The sequence below is a fragment of the Cellulophaga baltica 18 genome, assembly GCF_000468615.2.
Taxonomy (GTDB): Bacteria; Bacteroidota; Bacteroidia; order Flavobacteriales; family Flavobacteriaceae; genus Cellulophaga; species Cellulophaga baltica.
In genome coordinates this window covers 326836-347646 of sequence record NZ_CP009976.1, presented here as the reverse complement: position 1 = coordinate 347646, position 20811 = coordinate 326836, and the positions used below count along the sequence as shown (strand labels likewise).

General features: G+C 31.8%; 21 protein-coding genes and 2 pseudogenes. 4 read left to right on the top strand and 19 right to left on the bottom strand.

Annotated elements, in window-relative coordinates; genetic code table 11:
* Window positions 1–123: 123 nt before the first annotated feature.
* From M666_RS01430 to M666_RS01415, 4 genes are all read right to left on the bottom strand, one after another.
* Complete coding sequence (locus tag M666_RS01430) at window positions 124–1632, bottom strand: S41 family peptidase (protein WP_029445283.1); 1509 nt, start codon at window positions 1630–1632, stop codon at window positions 124–126.
* A 203-nt stretch (window positions 1633–1835) separates the two neighbouring features.
* Window positions 1836–2444: an ankyrin repeat domain-containing protein gene (locus M666_RS01425; RefSeq protein ID WP_029445284.1), complete on the bottom strand. Its 609-nt coding sequence runs from the start codon at window positions 2442–2444 to the stop codon at window positions 1836–1838.
* A gap of 208 nt (window positions 2445–2652) precedes the next feature.
* Entirely contained in the window at window positions 2653–3504 is an 852-nt protein-coding gene (locus M666_RS01420) for a riboflavin biosynthesis intermediates N-glycosidase (protein ID WP_082007872.1), read from the bottom strand.
* Window positions 3505–3611: 107 nt separating this feature from the next.
* Entirely contained in the window at window positions 3612–4277 is a 666-nt protein-coding gene (locus tag M666_RS01415) for a hypothetical protein (protein ID WP_029445285.1), read from the bottom strand.
* A gap of 195 nt (window positions 4278–4472) precedes the next feature.
* On the opposite strand from M666_RS01415, the pseudogene M666_RS20945 reads away from it, so the two are divergent.
* Window positions 4473–4755, top strand: a pseudogene (locus M666_RS20945) (IS110 family transposase); the annotation flags it as partial.
* A 134-nt stretch (window positions 4756–4889) separates the two neighbouring features.
* Here M666_RS20945 and M666_RS01410 read toward each other — a convergent pair.
* From M666_RS01410 to M666_RS01395, 4 genes are all read right to left on the bottom strand, one after another.
* On the bottom strand, window positions 4890–5351 hold the full coding sequence (locus M666_RS01410; RefSeq protein ID WP_151198013.1) for a hypothetical protein: 462 nt from the start codon (window positions 5349–5351) through the stop codon (window positions 4890–4892).
* 100 nt (window positions 5352–5451) lie between these two features.
* Complete coding sequence (locus M666_RS01405) at window positions 5452–5982, bottom strand: hypothetical protein (RefSeq protein ID WP_029445287.1); 531 nt, start codon at window positions 5980–5982, stop codon at window positions 5452–5454.
* 218 nt (window positions 5983–6200) lie between these two features.
* Entirely contained in the window at window positions 6201–6980 is a 780-nt protein-coding gene (locus M666_RS01400; protein WP_029445288.1) for a tetratricopeptide repeat protein, read from the bottom strand.
* Window positions 6964–7386: a hypothetical protein gene (locus M666_RS01395; RefSeq protein WP_029445289.1), complete on the bottom strand. Its 423-nt coding sequence runs from the start codon at window positions 7384–7386 to the stop codon at window positions 6964–6966. Before M666_RS01395 ends, M666_RS01400 begins: the two co-directional genes overlap by 17 nt.
* Before the next feature lie 179 nt (window positions 7387–7565).
* On the opposite strand from M666_RS01395, the pseudogene M666_RS20940 reads away from it, so the two are divergent.
* Window positions 7566–7836: pseudogene (locus M666_RS20940) on the top strand (transposase); the annotation flags it as partial.
* Between the two features lie 148 nt (window positions 7837–7984).
* Here the strand turns inward: M666_RS20940 and M666_RS01390 are convergent.
* The 4 genes from M666_RS01390 to M666_RS19865 form a co-directional block, all read right to left on the bottom strand.
* Entirely contained in the window at window positions 7985–8614 is a 630-nt protein-coding gene (locus M666_RS01390) for a hypothetical protein (RefSeq protein WP_029445290.1), read from the bottom strand.
* A gap of 280 nt (window positions 8615–8894) precedes the next feature.
* Window positions 8895–10922, bottom strand: coding sequence for a hypothetical protein (locus M666_RS01385; protein WP_029445291.1), 2028 nt, complete (start codon window positions 10920–10922; stop codon window positions 8895–8897).
* A complete protein-coding gene (locus M666_RS01380; protein WP_029445292.1) occupies window positions 10915–11376 on the bottom strand; it encodes a hypothetical protein in 462 nt (153 codons plus the stop codon). The genes M666_RS01385 and M666_RS01380 overlap by 8 nt, the downstream gene beginning before the upstream one ends.
* 1 nt (window position 11377) lies before the next feature.
* Complete coding sequence (locus M666_RS19865; RefSeq protein WP_151198012.1) at window positions 11378–12343, bottom strand: hypothetical protein; 966 nt, start codon at window positions 12341–12343, stop codon at window positions 11378–11380.
* 465 nt (window positions 12344–12808) lie between these two features.
* Here M666_RS19865 and M666_RS01370 point away from each other — a divergent pair, with 465 nt between their 5' ends.
* Entirely contained in the window at window positions 12809–13318 is a 510-nt protein-coding gene (locus tag M666_RS01370; RefSeq protein WP_039324965.1) for a LemA family protein, read from the top strand.
* A 229-nt stretch (window positions 13319–13547) separates the two neighbouring features.
* Window positions 13548–14504, top strand: a complete 957-nt coding sequence (locus M666_RS01365; protein WP_158400196.1) for a DUF3137 domain-containing protein — start codon at window positions 13548–13550, stop codon at window positions 14502–14504.
* Window positions 14505–14812: 308 nt separating this feature from the next.
* On the opposite strand, the gene M666_RS01360 is transcribed toward M666_RS01365, so the two are convergent.
* The 7 genes from M666_RS01360 to M666_RS01330 all read right to left on the bottom strand — a co-directional run bounded on the left by M666_RS01360 (window position 14813) and on the right by M666_RS01330 (window position 20689).
* Window positions 14813–15637: a carboxypeptidase-like regulatory domain-containing protein gene (locus M666_RS01360; protein ID WP_029445295.1), complete on the bottom strand. Its 825-nt coding sequence runs from the start codon at window positions 15635–15637 to the stop codon at window positions 14813–14815.
* A 42-nt stretch (window positions 15638–15679) separates the two neighbouring features.
* Complete coding sequence (locus M666_RS01355; RefSeq protein ID WP_039324960.1) at window positions 15680–17107, bottom strand: S41 family peptidase; 1428 nt, start codon at window positions 17105–17107, stop codon at window positions 15680–15682.
* Between the two features lie 128 nt (window positions 17108–17235).
* Window positions 17236–17886 carry a peroxiredoxin-like family protein gene (locus M666_RS01350; RefSeq protein WP_029445297.1) on the bottom strand — a complete coding sequence of 217 codons (651 nt, stop codon included), beginning with the start codon at window positions 17884–17886 and terminating at the stop codon, window positions 17236–17238.
* A gap of 305 nt (window positions 17887–18191) precedes the next feature.
* Window positions 18192–18560: a hypothetical protein gene (locus tag M666_RS01345; RefSeq protein ID WP_029445298.1), complete on the bottom strand. Its 369-nt coding sequence runs from the start codon at window positions 18558–18560 to the stop codon at window positions 18192–18194.
* Between the two features lie 44 nt (window positions 18561–18604).
* Window positions 18605–19417 carry a DUF5684 domain-containing protein gene (locus tag M666_RS01340; protein ID WP_151198011.1) on the bottom strand — a complete coding sequence of 271 codons (813 nt, stop codon included), beginning with the start codon at window positions 19415–19417 and terminating at the stop codon, window positions 18605–18607.
* Between the two features lie 78 nt (window positions 19418–19495).
* A complete protein-coding gene (locus M666_RS01335; protein ID WP_029445300.1) occupies window positions 19496–20056 on the bottom strand; it encodes a hypothetical protein in 561 nt (186 codons plus the stop codon).
* Between the two features lie 15 nt (window positions 20057–20071).
* Window positions 20072–20689 (bottom strand): tetratricopeptide repeat protein, encoded by a 618-nt coding sequence (locus M666_RS01330; RefSeq protein ID WP_029445301.1) that lies wholly within the window; start codon window positions 20687–20689, stop codon window positions 20072–20074.
* Window positions 20690–20811 lie beyond the last annotated feature (122 nt).

Sequence of the window (20811 nt, the reverse complement as noted above, 5' to 3'; positions counted from 1 at the left end):
ACTGTCGATCTGGTTTATTCCTGAGCTGACTGTACATATTTTGCTTTTATATTTAGTAGACTTAGTTAGTAAATATAAAAGCCCTATGTTTTTTACCTCAGTTCTTTGTTGTGCCTACTTTTTTTAATTTTCAGTCAGTATTAAGTCTTTTAATTTTTCTAATTGGGTATCTGATTGCCAAAGAATTTGATTAATGTCTCTTTCAATTTTTATGTCGGGTTCTGTTCCGTAACCGTCTAAAATTTGGCCATCTTTTTGAAAGGAAACCATCGTGCTAATTTTTCCAAATAATTTTGAATTAGGTAAATCAACCCACTCGCTGTTTCCACTTGAGCCGTCTGTGGTTACCCCTACAATTTTGATGTTCGGTAATCCCTTAAAAGCAGAAACAAAAACGGATGCTGCACTAAATGTCTTTTCGTTAGCTAAAATATAAACGGGTCTGTTATAGTAAAAAGTTGGTTTGGTGAACTTCTTTCCGTTCAATAATCCAAAATAGTATTCGCTGTATTTTTTTTCATTTAATTCATATACAGGTTCAAAATTCTCCAAAAAGTCAGTTGCTTTTTTCTGTTCTCTGTTATCCAATTTAGAAAAGGGAAATAAAAACCGATTCTTCAAGCTTTTTTTGTAATCGTTTGGTAAAGGAAGTGGACCTCTTTGTCTAGTAGCATTCACAACATAGACAGAATCAGGATGCACCAAATATTTTGCAAACTCATACATTACATCACGAGTTCCACCACTATTACTCCTTACATCAATAATCATGGCTTTACTGCTGTTTTGAATGGATTGCATAAATAGGTTGAGTTTGTCAAAAAGAAAAGGAGCCTCATCGCTATCAGCCATTTCAGGAAGCCTGATATAGGCAATATCGTTTTTTATGCTAAAGAGTTTTTCAATAATTTCTGGTTTATTGAAATCTTCATCTTTTACACGAACATATGCTCTTTCAAATTTTTCGTCCCAAGGACGCAATCTTTTTAATTTATCAATTATCGGCACTACTAAAATAGTATCATTTTGAAGCGTAGAGTCTGAAAGGGTCAGTTTAACTTCTTTGGGCAATGACTTATTAAGAAGTAAGTAATTTTTTTGAATGTCCCTAATATCTCTAACGGCCATTGTGAAATAAGTTTCTTTAGGTGCTTTTATGTCTTCTGGACGTGTTTTTGAAAGGAAATCTTGAATGTCGATTCCGTCTATATTTTTCAGAAAAGGGAATTTTGGGATTAGTATTTCAAATTCTTTATTTTGATCGAAATTTAAAACGACTACTTTTTCATTTTGCGGTGCGTACATAAAAGGTAAAAAAAGAGTCTCCTTTAAGTCAAAACCCCTTATGGTAGCTAAAGAAGAGTGCCTGTCGCCAATTTTAGCCAAAGTTTTGGTAATAAACAGGCCAAAATCTTCAAGCCGTGTAGAATCCTTTATGGTAGTAAGGTAATTTTCAAAATCGCTATTGAAGTTATAGCCATTTAAGTAAACGTAGGAAGATTTTTTATTTAATGTATTGGTCAGAAATTTAATATCCTCAGTCACCTGTTTTTTAGTCAACCAATTATTCTGTGCTTTTAAAATGACCGCATTTAGACTGAATATAATTAAAAGCAGGGTTTTTAATTTCATTTAAGGTGGTTTTATAAATTACAGCAACGCCTGAGTTAAGGGTAGTGGGGAGCGGAATGCAGTTCCCATTGGGCAACAGCCCTTAGCAGAAGCTTTTTTTGTTTAAAGCAAAATCCCAAAGATTTTGCGGACATCATAAAAATACGCAAACCTTTCCATTAAACACTAAGCGCCGAATTTGCTGTATATAATCTTGTACTGTGTTATTTTTGGTCGTATTTATTTATCAAACTATGTAGTTTTTCATCTTCTGAAATCTCAAGCCAGCGTCGTGATGTAATCCCGTGATTATTCATCATATCCAAATCAGCTCCGCGTTTTAATAACTCTTCAATGATTTCAAATCGTAGTTGATTTAGTTCTTTTTGTTCTTCCCTCCAAGTTTTTCCATATTCTCTAATTGCAGTGAAAATTGGATTGTTACCGTTTTTTTTCTGCGTTATATTAATGTCTACTTTATTACTTTTTATTAAGATGAGAGATGTTTTTGAAAGATTGTGATATTCAAGTGAAATATGTAGCGCATTAAATCCATCATTATTTACCCAATTAATATCCGCATCATTGTCAATCAGATATTTTACTATATCAATTTGTCCTTTAGAATCTTGATATTGCGATTGACAACGTAGTGATTGAATTAAAATTGAGCTTGGATTTGAAAAGTCAGAATAGCTATTTATGTCAATATTATTATTTTCTATTAACTCAATTACTTTATTTTTATTCGATTCATATAAAGCTCTAAGTAGTTCCTTTCCAATAGTATTTTCTGAGCTTCTAGAAGAAAAACTATTTTTAAATAAATTCATATTTTAATTGATTGATTTAATGTTGTACAAAGTTTAGTAAAAGAAACGTAGTGCAGGTGATAAGCACTTACTTTCGATTTATTACTTAGCTAAATATAAATATTTCGCTTTTCTCTTTTAAACATCATATTTTGCGACCTCATAAATATACACAGACCTTGGCGTAAAAACTAAGCCTCACATTACTTAGAGACGTTGTTGTAACCAGTTATTGTTCGGTTAAGAATTCCTCTCTGATTATCGTCAATATCTCTCCCAATAAATTTTTTCCTTTCCAAGTTTCTCTTTTTTTAGCCTGAATATTGTCTTTAGATAATCCAATTCCCCATATTCTGTCATTAGGTGCTGATTCAGCTAATGTTGTACTTGCTGTGTCTAATAAAGCCTGTTTCAATTCCTTGTCTTGAGAAAATTTAGCTTTATTTCCTTCATATACTATTTTACTTCTAAAATACTTCCAAGTTTCTAAATTAAAGTCTGATACTTGTCTACCGAGTTCTTTTATTATTTTAACATTATTAGTCAACATTATTTTTCTGGCAGTTTCTCTATCTAAGAATATCATAGCTTTATGATACATCATAAATTGTTCTGCTGAAGAATATTCTTGAACTTCAAAAGGAAAATCTCCTAAAATCTCTTGTCTTTTAACTTTGTAAATTTCATTTCCATAACTAATACCCTCTACTAAAAGTGTTGTGGCTTCAAAAGGCGATTTATACCATTGAGAAAAAGGTGATTTAGTCTCCCAAAAGAAAGTATAATTTTCATTGACTAAAATTCTCTCATTGTAGAGTTTGATTATTGGATTAATGTAATCTGAATATTTATTAGGACTATTTTTAATTGCTATTTCAATAATTTCTTCAAGATTAATATCCTCTATACCTCTGCGTCCAATATAAAATTCGTAACCAGAAAATATATCTTTCTTTTTATCACTCCAAGATAATTGTTTCCAGTTATCTAATTCAACAAGTTTTAACTTGTCATAATAGGCATACCTTTCAACTTTTGGTAGTTGTTCGATTTCTTTATCAGATAATTTTTTGAAATCCATTTTTTTCTAATTGGTTACAACTCTTCTATTTTAAACGCCAAATTTTATATTTAGCGGACTTACTAAATATACACAAACCTTTCGATCAAGCCCTTATTGGCTATGTTTTATACACCGTGTAGTATGCCGTATTTTATTTCTTGTTCTTTATTAAGTTTTTCATTTGTCAGTTGCCAAGTATCCCGATGGAAATCCCAATGGTTTTCTGCTATAATTCTACTTTTATCGTTTTTCTTTTCAATTATGTATGTCCAACCACAGTCACTTTGATAATTTGCCTTTATCATACTATAACTCATGAAATTTTCAATTGAAACATATTGTGAATCTATTTCAGTGTTTAAAAATTCTGTTCTTGTATTGGTTTCTTGTTCATTGTTGTTATTTGAATTGATTTCTTTTGTGTTTATTACTTCAACTTCTATTTTGGCATAATGTTTCGAAATTTCAATAACATTTTTCTTTCGACATAAGCACATTAACATAGGTTTTATACCAATCTCTGTCTCTAATCCTTCGTGTTCTGTATAAGGTTCAAAATAGGTTGCCCAAAAAAAATCGTTCAAGTCAATTTTTAAAGCAGTATTGATTAATAATTCATATTTCTCTCCAATAATTGGGCTTTTAGGTAATAATCCAGCCCAATCTCCTCCTTCAGATTCTTCGTTTCTCCATTGTGAATAAATAGCAAGAATATTTTCTTCATTAAATTTATATTCATAGTGTGTATTACAGTTGTCTATTCCACAATGAAGAGTAACGATTTCTTGCATAGTTTAAGTTTTTCTATATGGCATACAACAAGCGCATATTCGCATGTTCCTTATTATTTTATTTGTACGGGGAGAATACTGATTATAAAAATAAGGTATATTTCCTATAGTTGTTTATGGTTTCCACATTAGTGGTCACTATTTAGCTATTATTTTAAAAAGTGTTTAATTTAATTGGTGAATGGTACGTTTTTGAACAAGATTGAAACAGCACCACAACTTTGTAGTTATGTCGGTATAACCACAACGATACGAGAGTCAGTGAGTAGTGTAAGAGGTCGAGCGAGAATAAGGAAGGTCGGCAATGGAAAGCTTTGGAAACCATAGTTTCTATAATCTTTCATTACTCGTGAAGAAAGGGCAGCGTAAGAAACGGGCATTGATAGCAGTTGCCAACAAAATACGTAAACAGTCTTTTGCTATCGCAAAATCTGGCAGATCCTGTGATGAAAGGTACGTTTCAATAGTGCCTAGATAAATAGCAGATAAATACAATAAAAAAAGCTCAAAGATCCTGATTTTAGAATCTTTGAGCCTTGAATACTAGTATCTCCGAATGAATGAAAAATGTACTTGTTTTTTACCTCAATTCTTTGTTGGTGGTTAGTGCTTTTATCCATCAATTAATATATCAGTCGCACTCAAATCGTTCATTGTCAAAGTAAACGTATGGTTTAAATCGTGTTCACTTTCAAATGCTATTTCCCAAACTTTTGGTTCTTTTTCACAACGAGGTAAAAACAAATAAACAGCTTTAAATTCCTTTTTAAAGTCAGTTATTTTGAAATCTTCTTTCCAGTTGCGAAATTCATTTTCAATCATTGGTTTTATGGACGATATGATTTTATCATAATCTGATTCGATTTTTCGAAAAAAATCTTTTTGCACTTCAGTCGGGCCAGTTACGTTTCCCTCGATTCCGATTTCTATGATTTCGTCAGTCGATTTGAAATGTCTTCTACATTCAAAATAATTCTTTTCAGGATTTTTCTTGAATTCAGAGAATATCATCTTCCCAAAGAATTCGTCATCTATTTTAATAGTCTTTCCAAATATAAAGTCAAAAATTCCCATTCTGTTTTTCGTATTGTTGCTAACGACTCGTCTAAGAAACATAGACATTTTGATTAAGCGCAAATGCCCTATGCTTTTTATGTATTGTTGTCAAGCGTCATTATTCAATAGTAGTTTGTGTGTTTTCTATTTTTATCTTTGTTAATTTTTCTTTGATTTTATTTTCTTCAACTCCAATTCTGCTAATAATCCTTTCTGATAGTTCTTCAGTAGTGTCATAAGTAACTACTACTTCCGTTATATTTGGATTATTGCATTTTACATTGTAAAGATTTCCTTTTAGTATTAATTCTGTTTCTGATTTTGATTTAATTGTAATTAGATCTGTATCAGTTTTTTTTATCACTCGAGCTTCCATCGATCCAAATGGGTATTGAACTTCGCATTCATATGTAACCTTAAAAAAATCCATCTGGTATCCGTATTTACTTGAAGGTCGTAATATTGTTATGTCTTGGTCTGAATTGTTTTTAATTACAACATATAAATTAATAGAGTTATCATTATTATATTCTGTTTTTTCCACTTTCACTTCTAGCGTAATATCTTTATTATCAATGTTTTTCTTATCTCTTTGAATTGTGAAAGAAGTGAAAATTAAAAGACAAAATAGTAATTTTATTGTTTTCATATAGTCTATTTTAATGGTTGCTAATGTTAAATATATGGCAAGCTGGGCAGAAAACAGTCAATTATTTTCGGTTTAGCCACAAGCTAAATCTTTTGGTTTTCTTTTTTCTTTTCCTTGTTTAAAGCAAAATCCTAAAGATTTTGTGGACTTTATAAAAATACACAAACCTTTCGTTTATGCCCTAAGCCCGTATTGTTTATAGGTTGTGTTGTACACAGTTATTTTCCCACAATTTGTTTAAAATCAAGTATTTCAGACAAATATATTTCATTCAAATACTCGTTGTAATAGTCATCTCTTTTGTAGATGAAAGATTTTTCGGCTTTGTCGATATGAGTTTTAGCTAAATTAAAATCACCAAGTTTTTGATATGTTTTAGCCAAACCAAAATGAGCTTCACAAATATTTTCGGATTGCTTTAAAGCCCTTTGAAATTCTGAAATAGCTTTTTCTAGGTTTCCTAACTCGTATTCACAAAGACCTAAATAAACGAAAGTGTTAATATCCGCCCAATCTTCCTCTAGGTTTATTACACTTTGATTGAAAGCTTTAATTGCATTTTGATAGTCCTTGTTTCCATAATGGCACTCTCCACGAAGAAAGTCGATATCCTCACCCCAAGGCGCGTCAACAACATTTGGTGTTAAGCTATCAAGTCGGTCAAAATCTATCAAAGCTTTATCGTAATCGCGCATTTTTCTCAATCTAATCCAACCTCGGTAGCCTAAGTGTTTTACTGGTTCTAGTTCTACGGCTTTGTTCAAATACTCGAATCCTTTGCTGAAATCTCCAGCTTTGTTAATCAATACAGAGCGTTCCATCCAGGCATCGCTATTATCTTGATTTAATTCAATTGCCTTGTTATAAGCGTGGGCGTCGACCATTAGATTTGATTTTTCGACATCAGTTTTCGTAGTCCACCAAATTCCAACTCCAATAATTGTCAATAGAATTATTGAGCCAATTCCGATAAATAGATATTTAAAAAATTTCTTCAATTTTTCCGTTTTTAATTTTTAGTCTTATCAAGTTGTAGGTTTTATAATCTTCATCTCGTTTCCAATTTGTAAGTCCGACTGCAATTCTTTCAAGTTCTTTTTTTAATTCGCCATTATTGAATTCTGTATTTTGATATTTTTCGTCAATTTGGAATGTTTCAATTTCACAGAATTTTCCTGTTTTTGAAATGCTCAATCTTAATGTTATAAATCCATTTGTTGGTTTAATATTTGTTTTTGAATCCTGAATATCTTTAAATACATTTCTTAAAGTTGGACCTTCTCCCTGAATTCGGCTATTAACACCATACGTATAATATGGAATTGTTTGTTCGTCGCACTCGGTTTTTTCTTGAGAGAAGGATAAAAAAGTAAATACGGTAATAAAAGTTAAAAGTTTCTTCATAATTGTGCACAACAAGCGCATATACGCATGTTCCTTATTATTTGATTTGTACGGGGAGAATACTAATTATAAAAATAAGGTTTATTTCCTATAGTTGTCTTCGGTTTCCACACTAGTGGTAACTATTTAGCTATTATTCTAAAAAGTATTTGATATAATCGGTGAATGGCGTGTTTTAAACAGCACCACAACTTTGTAGTTATGTAGGTATAACCCCAACGATACGTGAGCCCGGGGGCAGTGTAAGAGATCGAGCGCGAATAAGTAAGGTCGGCAATAGAAAGCTTGGGAAGCTTTTGTTTCTATGTTATTTCATTACTCGTGAACAAAGGGCAGCGTAATAAACTGGCACTGACAGCAGTTGCGAACAAACTATGTAAACAGTTCATTGCTAGTGCAAAATCTGGTAGATCCTATGATGAAAGGTACGTTTCTGTATTGCCTGGATAACTAGAGAATAAATACAATAAAAAAAGCTCAAAGAATCTGTTTTTAAATCTAAGAGCCTAGAATACTAGTGTCCTAGATTAAAAAAGAATTTACTTGTTTTTTACCTCAGTTATTTGTTAGCTTTTATCGCTTATAATTCTTTCCTTTTTTAAACATTCTCAAAAAACTTGACAGCATATTCACAATATTCTATAATTAAATCTTTATCAGTATCAAATTCTTTTCGATTTCCTAAATAATTACGAGAACTAGAAGTGATTTCTTTTCCCTCACTTAATTCATTATAAGAAATACACTTAATATGCTTTTTAGTAACAAGGACAAAAAGAGCATTTTCGAAAGGATAATCTCCATATTTAGCAATGTCTTTCAATGATAGTTCTCCACTTGCACGATACTTGACTTCTATAAAATGCGCTTGATTATCCTTGAAAACAACAAAATCAGGCATTTGTCGAATATTTTTAGAGACATCTCCTCTAACTCCCTTTAAAAGGTCTTTAATTCCTGGAATAGAGTTTTCCATTCCATAACTGAAAACTTGAAAACCAAGTGAGCGAAATAGTTCTTCAACAATTGTTTCCGCAATACGACCTTTTATAACTCCTGAAATCCAAGGGTTTTCTTTCGATTTTGATTCTGATTTTTTTACTATTGTTTTTTCAGTTTCTTTTTCTGCCACTGGTACATCCTTTGATTTTCCATCTTTTTTGTAGCACGTAAAGCAAAGTCCGCCATTAAATTTCGTGTATTCTCCGCAGGTTATGCATTCAGCCATATTTACTTTTTAATTTAATTTTTTCTATTCAAAAATTTCGATTCCCAAAAACTTGCTCGTGGATTAAAGCTAACGTTGTTGTATATGGTTTGTTGCGTGGTTTAAGTAACTAATTTAGTAAATGATTACTGACCAAGAAAGTCCTCGAGTACTTCCGTAAATAGGCAAAAAGGCAGCAATAAATTATATACGGTGCTGTGCATAGTATTTTTTTATCGTTCAGCTTGGTTTTCCGATGTTTAATATTTAGTTCAAATGTGTATGCCTTTATGCGTTGGTATTATTCATCAATTTTCTTGATAAACTTTTCAACTCCTAAATCAATAAGTTCAAATTCGACATCTTTTGTACAAGCTAAAAATGTTGATTCAGATTGATGAAATGAAGAGAATACAATTGATTGAGTATCTACATAATTTCCTAATCTATTTAATAGAAATTGGAAGTCATTATCCCCAGCTTCTTGCTGTCCTGGTTCATCAAGAATAAATATATTTGGGTGATTCCCATTGAACTTTTCAGATGTTTCTTTTATAGCAATTATATAACTCCAAATGGCTCTAGTGAAATCACTTGCTGACGAATCAAACTTTAATGAATAACCCTCAACCGCAGGTAAAAGAGTTTCTTTTGAAATACTGATTCCATCAAGAGACTTACTGCGATAATGAAAGGCAACTAAAAGAGATTTGAAAATCTTTTCTAATTCAATAATTTTCTTATAATCAAAAGGAGAAAGAGATTTTGGAAGTTTTTTCTCTTTAATTAGAATTTGAACCCATTCGTCAGAAAAACTTTTAAAATCTTCTTGAAATGATGCTAATTCATTATATTTTCTTCTATACAAATCTAGTCTAGCCTTTAATTTCAATCGATTTTCAATTAGCTCAATAGAAGGCAAACGATTATCACTCGTTAATTGGGTTTTTAGAGTTCTTATATTACTACGGGTATCTGAAATCTTTGTATTAAACTTTTCAATTTCTTGTTCAAAATTTTCTATATCCCCTATATGATTTGCGATATAAATCTTGATTAAGTTAATTTGAGCTTTTAAATATTCTAGATTTTCTTCAATTTGCATTGGGACGATTTCAATATCCTTTGGAAGCAATGAATCATTCAAGCCTTGACTACAATATGGGCAATTATCGTGAGCAATAGCGAAACCTTCATCTGCACCTTTCTTTTTGACTTTTAAGTGATATTCATTTTGAAGCTTGTCATTTTCTAGTTCAGATAAACGCTCTTTAAATGAATTATATTTAATTATTGCCAAATTTTTTCTATTAATAATTGAGGAAAGGTTAATAGAATAGTGGCTTAATTGTTCATTTAATCTATTTATTCTTAATTCACTTTCTTCTGCTTGTTCGCCAATATTAGGAACCTCTAGCTCACATATTTTATCGTACTCTTCTTCTAAGTAATTTATATATTCAGATAAATTGTATGTTCGTTCTTCTGCTATATATACTAGGTAAACAGAATTACTTGACTCTATTATTTCTGGGTGACTTGAAACACCTCTAATTTCACAAGCTATCTGTCGTGCTAATAATTTTAATTCATTAAACTTATTTTTCCAGTCGAAAATTAGCTCGTTTTTGTCTTGTTTTAACCTTGATTTTTTTTGTTGGATTTTCCAAGAATCCAAGTTTAATAAAAACTCTATAGCTCTAGTTTCTTTATCCAGTAAAGAATAATATGGAATAGTTGCAAGGAAATCTGTCCAACCTGCTTTTTGCTCAATTACGAAACTTGGAAAAATATTTTGTAAATATAATTTACGCTGACTACCATCTTTATATTGAACTTGTGGTAGTTCCCATCCAATTAGTTTTTCTAAAAATGAATGAAAGCCAAATGCATTATTACTATCTGCAGCACCTTTATCGTGAACGTACATTGGAGCGTAATCATATTGTTTGGGTTCAGTTAGTAAAGCTCCATTGAATACTTCAACTAAGCCTGGATTTTTTGAATCACTAGAAATATATCTTTTTACCGTAACAACAGATGTTCCTTCAATTTCTAATAAAATGTTTGATTCGATTACTCTCGCTTCAATCTTATTTTCATTGTTTAATATCTCACTTTTGAGAACGGACTGCATAGTTTTTTCATTCTTTCCTCCAATAAGTTCTTCTAAACCTAAGCAATATAAAATTGACTGAAAAAGTGTGCTTTTTCCTGTAGAGTTGAACCCTTTTATTATTGTAAGCCCATTACTGAAAGGAATTATAGGTGTTCCATAAATTCCTTTATCTGTATTAATTGTTATTTTTAAAGCTTTGATTTTAAGCATTTTTCCAGTGGTTTATTAGGTTGTTTATGATTTTTTCTGGAATTTTCTTTCCAATTAAACTTAGTATTTGCTTTTCATTTGTGAAAAGGGTTTCATCTTCAATCATTTCTTCAGCGAATGTTTTACCTTTTTCTAATAATTTGTAACTTCCATTGTCAAAGTCAATCAACTTTTCAGCATAAGCGAGATTTAAAGCTCTATTTAAGGTTGATTCAATACCAAAAAAGTGAAGTTCTTGTTCGTAATTAGAAGTAACAAATTCTTTAAGGGTATTCATATTTTCATAAGATTTTAATGCCCAAGAAAATAGATGAAGCTTTAACAAGCTTGCTTTGCCAGCGTACCCATTGTAATATAAAATCAAAAGAATTTGAGATACTTTATACATTGGTCTGTAACTTGGGTATAAAGGCGTTTTTCTTTCATTAAACGAGATGTATTTTTTTTCCTCCATTTTAACTAAAATCTAATGAGCATTCTAGTATCCAATATGAAACCAAATATGAAGTTAGTTCCTCTTTATTAGATTCCGATAAATAATGAAATTCTTTATCAATCATTGTTCTAACTGTATTAGTAATGTCTTTTAGTTTTTCCTTGTTGTCATTTACAGGAATCAAACTATCTGCTTTTATTCTTTTCCCTAATGCTCTTTTTACTCGTATAAATTTTTCGTATTGCTTATCAAATGAGTTTGCCCATTGTTTTAAAATACCTTCTCCAATAATATTATATTCTATTTGAGAATCTGTTAGTGCAATAACTTTATCTGAATAATCTTGCGTAGTACTTTGGGGAAATAACTTTGCGTTTTTACGTAATCCGTTTTCAACAAAAGTATTATTCTCATAGGACGCTTTAAAGTCCTCTATTGTTTGAGAAGTTGGTTCCTTACTTACGAAATCTACCTCCTGATAATTCATAGGGTTTAAAATTTTACCTGAATCAATTACGTGTGGTATTTCTGGTAAAAAATATTCATAATCTTTTAGTCCAATTTGAAAATCGTCATCTATGAAGTCAAGATTCCAACTTTTTACTAAATTTTCTTTTGTATTACAATGAAGGATTAATTCCTTTGATTTGATTAATGGAGTCGTAAAATGCCAAATCTTAATTTTAACTCCATTTAGAATTTTTTTTAATTTAACTCTGTAATTATAAAGCTTCTGTATATCATCAGTAATTTTTTGTCTTTGATGTTCGTAAAGTTCTTTGTCATTATATTCTTTTTCGGGACAATAACATTGATAAGCATCTCCAGTTGTGTTATAGCCATCAAGACCGTAATCACCACCTGAGTCAGCAGGAACTGATTTGAAATTTTGATGTTGGTGTTTAATTTTTAAGCAGCTCTGACAAAATTCTTCCCATTCGTCGCCGTCTGTAAATGTTAGTCCAATCTTTGGAAGTTTTATCATATTTATTTTTTTCTTGCGTTGGCTAAAAATAGCTCTTTTGGTTTTTAGCGTTGGCTTAAGTTTTGGCAAAAACCAAATGTGCTATTTGTGCGGTTGGGTTTTTTTAGCTTGCTTACAACAAGCGCACATACGCATGTTCCATATTAATTTATTTGCTGGGGGGAGAAATACTGATTATAAAAATAACTGCTATTTTCTATAGTTGTCTGCGGTTTTCCACACTAGAAGTCATTATTTAGTGATTATTCTATGAAGTGTTTGATATAATCGATGTACGGTAGGTTTTTAATGTATTATTTTATAAAAAAAGAGGAAGAAGCTTAATAGCTCCGTTTTAGTGTACTACAAGTACCCAATTAAAATAGAGAAAAGATGAATTTAAGTTTTATGTATGTAGGTTATGTCCATAATCTTAGAAATAATATTATATTTCTATCGTTACTTAATTGATATAAATAATGTACAATGATTTGGATATACAATAGAATAGTTAAACATAAAAATCATATTCAATTTTCTAAACAGAATATAGATGTGCAACTAAAAAAACGCTTTGAGGCTTTGCCTAATATTGCGGCAACGGCTAAAAAATTCATGGCGCATGAAAGTACGGTGCATACAGAAATTGCACAATTACGAAGTGGTTATAGTGCTGCAAAAGGTTCCGAGAAAGTTGCTTTAGAAAGTGACTTATCAAAATTATTAGGAAACCTATCTATTAGTTTTGAAAACTATCCAGAATTAAAATCAAACGAATCTATTATTCACCTGCAGCGTTCTATCAATGAATTTGCGGAGCAAATTTCTGCATCGCAACGCGCTTACAATAATTCTGTCCTTACCTATAATGATGCGGTATCTACTTTTCCAAGTAATATTATAGCCTCGATTTTTGGTTTTAAAGAAGAAGTTTATTTAAATATTATAACGAAAGAGGAGCAACGAGAGAATCCAGATATGAATAGTTTATTATAGCTTTATGAATCAGTTTACAGAACATTTTAACAAAGTAAAAGCCTTAGCAGGTCAAATTTCACCTCCTTCGCGGCTGCGTCTAATTTTACCATCTTTTTTAGTAATTTCTTCACTATTTACATTCATCATATGTCCAATATTTTTTGTGTTGTATGTGCTATTTTTGATTTTCACGGTCGACAGTCATTTTTTATGGGGAGTTACAGAATTTTCTTTTTACTATTTCTTTGTGAGTGCAATTTTAGCAACAATCTTGTTTAAGTCGTATTTAAAATCTAATCAGAACTACAAGAATACAACTGTGCTACGTAGGGAATTTAAGTTGGACATATTACCAAAAATTATTTCTTCTAAATATGATAACTTGAATTATAGGTTTGATGGAATGATAGATGAGAAACACATCTTAGCATCAGATTTTTTTTCGCCCTCTTTTTTGGGCAATTTGAAGAATCGTTGGTTTTTTGGAGATGATCATTTTTCTGGAAAAATAAATGATGTTGATTTTGAATTTTGTGAGCTTTATTATAAGACGGAGGGTATGACGATCACGGGGTGGGCTTTACTTTTTATTGTTATTGCATTGCCATTTGCCTTTCTTCCTGATATAGATATCCCTTTTTTAGAAAGCGATAGTGGGGGAGACTCTTTATTCGAAAGTTCGGGGGGTAGGAGTACATCAAAAAATAACGAGGTTGATAAAACTAAGGTGAATGAAAAAGCATTTTTATATGGCATAAGTACCAACTTCAGAGGGTTTTTCTTGTATGCAGATTTTCATAAACACTTTGATGGTCAAGTAAACATTAGAACCAAGAAAAAGTTTAATAAGAAAATGTTTGGCGGCAATGAACTAAAAACTATTAGAGTGGAAAATAGTATTGTTACTAAAAAATATACAATTACCGCTACTGATGAGCAGATGGCATACTACATTTTAAGTCCAAAAATTATTGATGCTATTGTGCAGTTAAATCAAAAATTAGGAGAAAAATTATCTTTGACTTTGAAGGATGGGAAGCTATTTTTAATCATGCCTATGAGCAATGATTTATTTGAAAATATTACGGTAGAAAAAGATAAGATAAAGGTCAATACTTTAGAAGAAATTCAGAAGGACTTGAATATTATAGCTGATTTAATTAGCGAATTAAATTTAAATACGAAAATCTGGTCCAAGGTGTAGTCTAGCTTGTTAGTATCGAGAGGTTTTCTGTGTTCCTAAAAGTTCTCGATACAACGTTTGTTCCGTTGCACTGCACAAACGCCACTCGAACTGACATAGGAGTGGCTTAAGAAAACGTTTGTCACTTCGAGTGAATTATTTTGTAGCGTTAGCGGAAGAATAATTAGTATCGAGAAGCTTTGTGTGCTTCAAAAAGTTCTCGATACAACGTTTGTTCCGTTGCACTGCACAAACGCCACTCGAACTGACAGCAGGGCTACTTGTATTGGTGCATCTGTGCTATGATGTTTTTCTGATAAATGTTATTTTCAATATTGTACTTCAACATTGATAGAGGCAGCTCCATTTAGTTTTTCCCAGGTACCTAAACTGCTTTCTCTGCGATATCCTTTGCCTTTTGTTAAAATAGCACCTAAATCTACTATGGTTGGAGTTTCGAAATTGGGAATAAATTCAATTCCGATAAAAAAGTCTTGTCCGATATAAATAGCGTCTTTATTTACATCAATTCGAATCCAACCCGATTCCCTATCTGTAGGTAGTTCGTGCACTATGCTTTTTAATATTATTTTTTCACTAGGCTTATTGTCCCTATTAGTATAGAAATTGATTCTAACTTTAACACCATCTACTTCCGACCATTTTCTGATATTGAAATTAACTGCTTTTACTTTAACTTCTTTTTCAGGAATATTGATGCGTTGGGCAACTTCTATTATATCGTTGTCGCTTGATGCAATACGCATGGATAAAAGTTTGCCGTAAGATTTAACGCCTATTTTTTTATTCTTTATTTTTCCTTTGAAAACAATTACTTCATGGAGTTCAGTGGTTTTAGGCTCCAAAAGAATTTTTTGATTAGAGAAGTTTGTTGCTAAGATTTTTATAGGATGGTAATTTATATGGCTTATGGTAATACTATCATTCTTAAACTGTTTTGCGACTGTTAAGGAGAATTTACCTTGTGTGTTTGTAATGGTACCTTGGTTTTTATTCAAGATTCCGATATTGGCATAGGCTATAGGTTCCTGGTTTTGTGCGTCGAGTATTATTCCTTGCATTACAATTTCTTGGGCAACTAATGGCGCACTTAATAACGGAGTTAGGAGTAGTAGGTAAAAAAATGATTTCATTTTTTATATTTTAATAACGGGTTCTCATTCATGGTGGCTCTTCTATTCATTTTTAAGCAATGCAAATGCTTTTTCAATGGCCTTATCTCCATTTTTTAATTGACTGGATAGCTCTTGAATAAATTCATCTTCATCTCTAGCATAATCAATTTTTATATCTGGAGGAACACCAACCCCTTCAAAACAATCGCCTTTATAGTTTACTAGAATTTCATTAGACAAGAATAAGTCCCACCCATTCGGTAATTTTTTTTCTAATACATCTGATGTGATTCCCATGGTCCTTGAGCCTATAACTTTTATATTTTCATAGGGCATGGCTGCAATAACTAAAGATTCTGGAGCGCTAGAAGTTTGGGGGCTTGTTAGAAAAAATATAGGTTTCTTATATGCTTTTTTTGTGGGTATGATATAATGAGATTGAGAGCTTGTAAAACCGTCAATAGTTTTTGCTTTTTTACTGAATACTTTTTTCTTAGTGTCTATAAAATAGTTCAAAATTTCTAGCGAGACTACATCATATCCGCCGGTATTAAAACGTAAATCTAAGATAATTGCATCTGTATTTTTAAATCGATCCATAATGGAATCCATTTGATATTTGATTCCCTTAACTTCATCTTCTTGATAGCTTGGGTTTTTATTTGAGGCATCTAAATATGCAAATAAAAAGTCATAATCCGTTAAAGTGTCCGGTAGTTTGTAATCTGCGAAGAATATCATATTATTCGCTTGAATATAGCCTACGTTATTTGCGGTAACACCATAATTTAGTAAGCCATTACCGCTTAAGCTTTTGCCATATTTAATGGGGTTTTCTACATATTTGTGTACTATAGTCTCACTTAATTCTGATATGGAAATATGAGGTATGCTATCATTCTCCTCCTGTATATCCATTAGTTCTTCATGTGCTTTTCTAATAGCATCATTTGGGATTACAGTAGTATGTTCATCATTTAATTTTCCTGTTATTTCTAGGAAGACGTCATAAAGGTCTTGCTCGTTTGTGAGCGTATCTACTCGGTTGCTGTATTCCGTGTAAATATGCTTCCAGTTCATTTTTCTCTCTTTAAAAAAAGAATAGTTCTCATTTAAAGTATGCCAGAAAACATCAAAATTTTGTTTTAGATTTTTTGATTGAATAGAGTCAGTTATGATTTGTACTGGTGGTAACTTTTTAATTCTATGCAAATAGTAATGGGTGATACCAAGTTTTAGATGTAAGGAGTCTTTGTGCGTTAGATTAAATTGTCCTAATTGGTTAATATCAGCTCTACTTAATTTTGAATTAACAAGACACGAAATTTTAGTGATGTCATAGGTGCTAACTTCAAGATCGGAAATTTCAATAATTCTTCCATAGCCGTTCATTTCCCAGATTCCGTTAATTGAATTGGTTGTGTCTCTTTGCGAGAAAGCTAAGTGCAATTGAAACAGCGTGATAAATAAGCAAAGAAGAATTTTCATTTTTTATATTTTAAAAATGGGTTCTTATTTTTTAATCAAAAAGTTCTCGATACAACGTTTGTTTCGTTGCACTGCACACACGCCACTTGAACTGACATTGGAAGTACTTACAAGAGGGATAACAGCACTTAAGACAGTTTTTTTAAGGCTTCAAGAATTTCCTCGGGTTCAGCACGTGTTCTATAATCCACATCAACATAACTCCATTGCACTAATCCATCGGTTCCTACGACAAAGGTGGCGGGTATTGGCAGTATACTTCCATTGCCATTGTTTATTTTTTTCAAGTCCAGCTTACGATCTACTTCCATATGGTCTATTAAAAAAGCAGGAACTTCCCAAGCAACACCATAGTGTAAGGCTACGGTTGCATCTTGGTCTGTTAGTACACTAAACCCTAGTGAATTAATTTCATTGGTAGACATGGACTCATCTGGCACTTCTGGACTGATAGCAACTAATGTGGCTCCCAGTGCATGTATGTCAGCTAATCTGGCTTGCATAGCCCTAAGTTGTAAATTGCAATAGGGACACCAACTACCTCGATAAAAAGTAACAACGACAGGACCTTTATCTAGTAAGGTAGCTAAAGAAATTGTTTTTCCCTCAGGATTAGGTAATTCAAAATTGGGTGCCTTTTCACCAATCTTTATGGCCTTTTTACCTTGTTGAAACTCTTTTTCTTTCTTGATAATAGCATCAACTCCCTTCATGAATTCAGGATTGTTTTTTCTTCCTGCTGCAATTTTAGCATCAGTTTGTTCTCTTAATTTTTTCAATGAATATCTTTTTAGGACGTTATTGTCATAGTGAATGGCCTATAGCTAATAATTCTATATGCAGCCGTTCATAAATATATAGAGATCATTTTAATTAAGACCTAACTTTATATTTTGTTTAAGTTTTACTAGAGCTAATTCTGGGCGTGCTGTGTTTTCCTCAGGCAACAACTTTTAGGTTGTCTAAGTAGTAAACCTTATTAGGTTTGTGGTTGATTAAAACCTGAAGTCTTTCATCATTTATCGCTTTTTTTAATTCTAGAGCCTGTATAGACCACTCTAAATAATGAATTTCAACTTCATTTTTAGTCCATCTTCTTTAGATGTGTTAAGGCTATAACAACGACTATTGCAGGAATAATTAGTGCCATGATGTTCCATACCCCCATGGCTAATAAAACAACTTGGTTCAGAGCAACAAATGCGGTATAGGTATAGGCAGCCCATTTTTTCATTTGCCACAGACCAACCATACAAATAAAACCAAGGATGGCAGAAAACCCTAGATAGGGTGGATACCAGCTTCCAATTTGTCTTGCAATGTCAGAAAATACTAATGGAATCGTAAATGTAGCTCCAATAAAACCAAGAATACAAATTACCGTTATGGCGCTGGGCCGTTTCTTTTCATTAAGTACTTTATTCTTTTGCATTTCAATGTTTTCTTGTTCCATTTTTATTTTTTTTTGATTAGCTCAATTTTTTATCACCTTAGGATTTAAATCGTTTCTTCTTTTGCAGCAATTTCTTTATTCAGGATCAATTGCCCATAAAATAACCAAGGAATTACCGTCATGCCTATCGCGAACATAAACTTCTTTTGATATTTTTTACTGAGCTCCTTGTTCATATAATATTTAGGAATATAGCGTAGTACCGGAATTATTAAAGGTAATATCCACCATGTCGGTTTATGGGTAACCGCTAAAAGGGTTAAATTATTTTTAATGGGGATGATTGCTTCTATTCCTTTTTTATCAAATTTTTCGAATAGCACATACAGGCTGTAATAGAAAATTACAATGGTTGTCGAAATTATTTTTGAATAAAGGACATTAAGATAAAACATCTTAAAATTAAGTAGTGATATAGCATCCCATAGTGCATAAAAAGGATTTCTGAATAGACCGTCAATAATTGCAAATGTTGGCATACTAAATGTACTTGTCATGATTCCCATAAGATTTTCAAATCCCACTTTTTCTGACCGAATAGGAGCGTGTATGAATTCATTTAAATAATAAAAAAGGAGAGCATTTAAATATTCAAAAACATAGATGAAGACAATCATAGAGAAGACACTACCTAAAATTTCTTTAAATGAATAGCTAACTTTCTTTGTCATCCTATTCAGTAACCGCACGAGTAAGAATATAAATAGGATGCTATATACGAATGAATTAAATAAGAGTTGAGCAAAACCAGCCTCTAGATAATCTTGGATATTAAAAATTAAATAATACAAATTTTCTAAAAAGCTTGTGACTAGAATATAGAGGATACTATATTTCAGGATGTCTTTAAAATTCATGAAGCACTATTTTATGGTGTTGTTTGCTATCTTAATATTGTTGGATATAAAGTTCTAAAATTGGACTGCAAAAGGTAATTACTGTTTAGTAATGGCTTGCTCTTTCCATGCAGCCGTTACCACCCTTCCTTTTGAAATTTGGTTCCAAACTTCCTCTAAAGACACAGGACATTCATAAAAAACATGTTGGCTAGAATTGTAATTATATTCTTTGGTTACAATTTTATTATCGGAAGCATTTACGCCTGCGTCCCAAAAAATAGGGCAAACTAATTTGCCATTAATACATCTTCCTTTGTACGCAATTAAAAGTCTAGGTTTGTTTTTTCCGGTTAATTCTTTATCAATATTGGCCCCCATTTCATACATTTCACAGCTACTTCCAAACGGTCCGTACTCATAAACTTCATAGTCTTCATTAATTTTTATGGAGGCATCGGAACTGCGAATAACTTTAAATTTTGAGGCATGGCCCTTTTCTGTGGTGGGCAGAAAATAACCTTCAACGATGATAAACCTTTCGGCATCATACCTATGTAACCATTCATTAAATGGCGTAAATACAGGAGAGCAAACTGGGCGTTTGGGGGTTGCTCCAAGGCAACAAAATAATAGGAAGGCTAATACGGTGGTTTTCATAGTTTTTAATTTAAGCTATTGATACAATTCGCAGGTTTTTAACTTTCGGGTTAAATCTTTTATGTGATATGCCGTATTTCCAATTCCTTGAAAATTGGCAATAATATAATTTAAATCAGTTTGAGCCTTTTCACATTGGTCATTCCCAAGATAGTTTAATGCTCTGTGCACATAAGCCGTAGATAAGATGTCTATATCATCCGTATTTTCAATAACATAGTTGGTGATGTTAATTCCCTGATCAAATTCTTTCCGATAGAAGTAGGTTAATCCTAAATTTATGGCAGCAATATGATAGGTAGAATCTGAAATTTGGTAGGATTCTCGGTAATATTTTACCGCAGAATCATAGTCGCGTTCTAGGTGACTATTTAAGCCTAAATTACTTAAGGTTGTTGGGTTGTTAGGCTCTAATTCTAATGCTTTTAAAAAAAGTTCATTCCCTTTTTTATAATCTCCATTTTGACTGAAGGTTATTCCTTGGTCGTTTAAATCTCCGGCATTATTGTTTTCAAAATAGTCTCCAGGAATAGACTTATTCTGTTCCGCATTAATGGGCGAATTTTTAGGGTCCTTGCAACTATTTAAGCTGATGATCAATAGGGTAAAAAGCAATAGTTTGTGGAGCATCATTCTAGGTGTAATTTTTTTGGGCCTTGTTGTTTATAAAAATAGGAACTATTTTCTATAGTTGCCTGTAATTTTCCATATTTAGTAGTCACTTAGAGTGCTATTTCTTCAAAGAATGCTATAGG

Bases quoted from the DNA above. Each gene is read 5' to 3' on its own strand.
- M666_RS01430 (WP_029445283.1), bottom strand. From the start codon at position 1,632: ATGAAATTAAAAACCCTGCTTTTAATTATATTCAGTCTAAATGCGGTC.
- M666_RS01395 (WP_029445289.1), bottom strand. From the start codon at position 7,386: ATGAAGAAACTTTTAACTTTTATTACCGTATTTACTTTTTTATCCTTC.
- M666_RS01360 (WP_029445295.1), bottom strand. From the start codon at position 15,637: ATGAAATCATTTTTTTACCTACTACTCCTAACTCCGTTATTAAGTGCG.
- M666_RS19865 (WP_151198012.1), bottom strand. From the start codon at position 12,343: ATGATAAAACTTCCAAAGATTGGACTAACATTTACAGACGGCGACGAA.
- M666_RS01380 (WP_029445292.1), bottom strand. From the start codon at position 11,376: ATGGAGGAAAAAAAATACATCTCGTTTAATGAAAGAAAAACGCCTTTA.
- M666_RS01390 (WP_029445290.1), bottom strand. From the start codon at position 8,614: ATGGCTGAATGCATAACCTGCGGAGAATACACGAAATTTAATGGCGGA.
- M666_RS01335 (WP_029445300.1), bottom strand. From the start codon at position 20,056: ATGAAAACCACCGTATTAGCCTTCCTATTATTTTGTTGCCTTGGAGCA.
- M666_RS01405 (WP_029445287.1), bottom strand. From the start codon at position 5,982: ATGAAAACAATAAAATTACTATTTTGTCTTTTAATTTTCACTTCTTTC.
- M666_RS01345 (WP_029445298.1), bottom strand. From the start codon at position 18,560: ATGGAACAAGAAAACATTGAAATGCAAAAGAATAAAGTACTTAATGAA.
- M666_RS01330 (WP_029445301.1), bottom strand. From the start codon at position 20,689: ATGATGCTCCACAAACTATTGCTTTTTACCCTATTGATCATCAGCTTA.
- M666_RS01340 (WP_151198011.1), bottom strand. From the start codon at position 19,417: ATGAATTTTAAAGACATCCTGAAATATAGTATCCTCTATATTCTAGTC.
- M666_RS01385 (WP_029445291.1), bottom strand. From the start codon at position 10,922: ATGCTTAAAATCAAAGCTTTAAAAATAACAATTAATACAGATAAAGGA.
- M666_RS01425 (WP_029445284.1), bottom strand. From the start codon at position 2,444: ATGAATTTATTTAAAAATAGTTTTTCTTCTAGAAGCTCAGAAAATACT.
- M666_RS01415 (WP_029445285.1), bottom strand. From the start codon at position 4,277: ATGCAAGAAATCGTTACTCTTCATTGTGGAATAGACAACTGTAATACA.
- M666_RS01370 (WP_039324965.1), top strand. From the start codon at position 12,809: ATGATTTGGATATACAATAGAATAGTTAAACATAAAAATCATATTCAA.
- M666_RS01410 (WP_151198013.1), bottom strand. From the start codon at position 5,351: ATGGGAATTTTTGACTTTATATTTGGAAAGACTATTAAAATAGATGAC.
- M666_RS01355 (WP_039324960.1), bottom strand. From the start codon at position 17,107: ATGAAAATTCTTCTTTGCTTATTTATCACGCTGTTTCAATTGCACTTA.
- M666_RS01420 (WP_082007872.1), bottom strand. From the start codon at position 3,504: ATGGATTTCAAAAAATTATCTGATAAAGAAATCGAACAACTACCAAAA.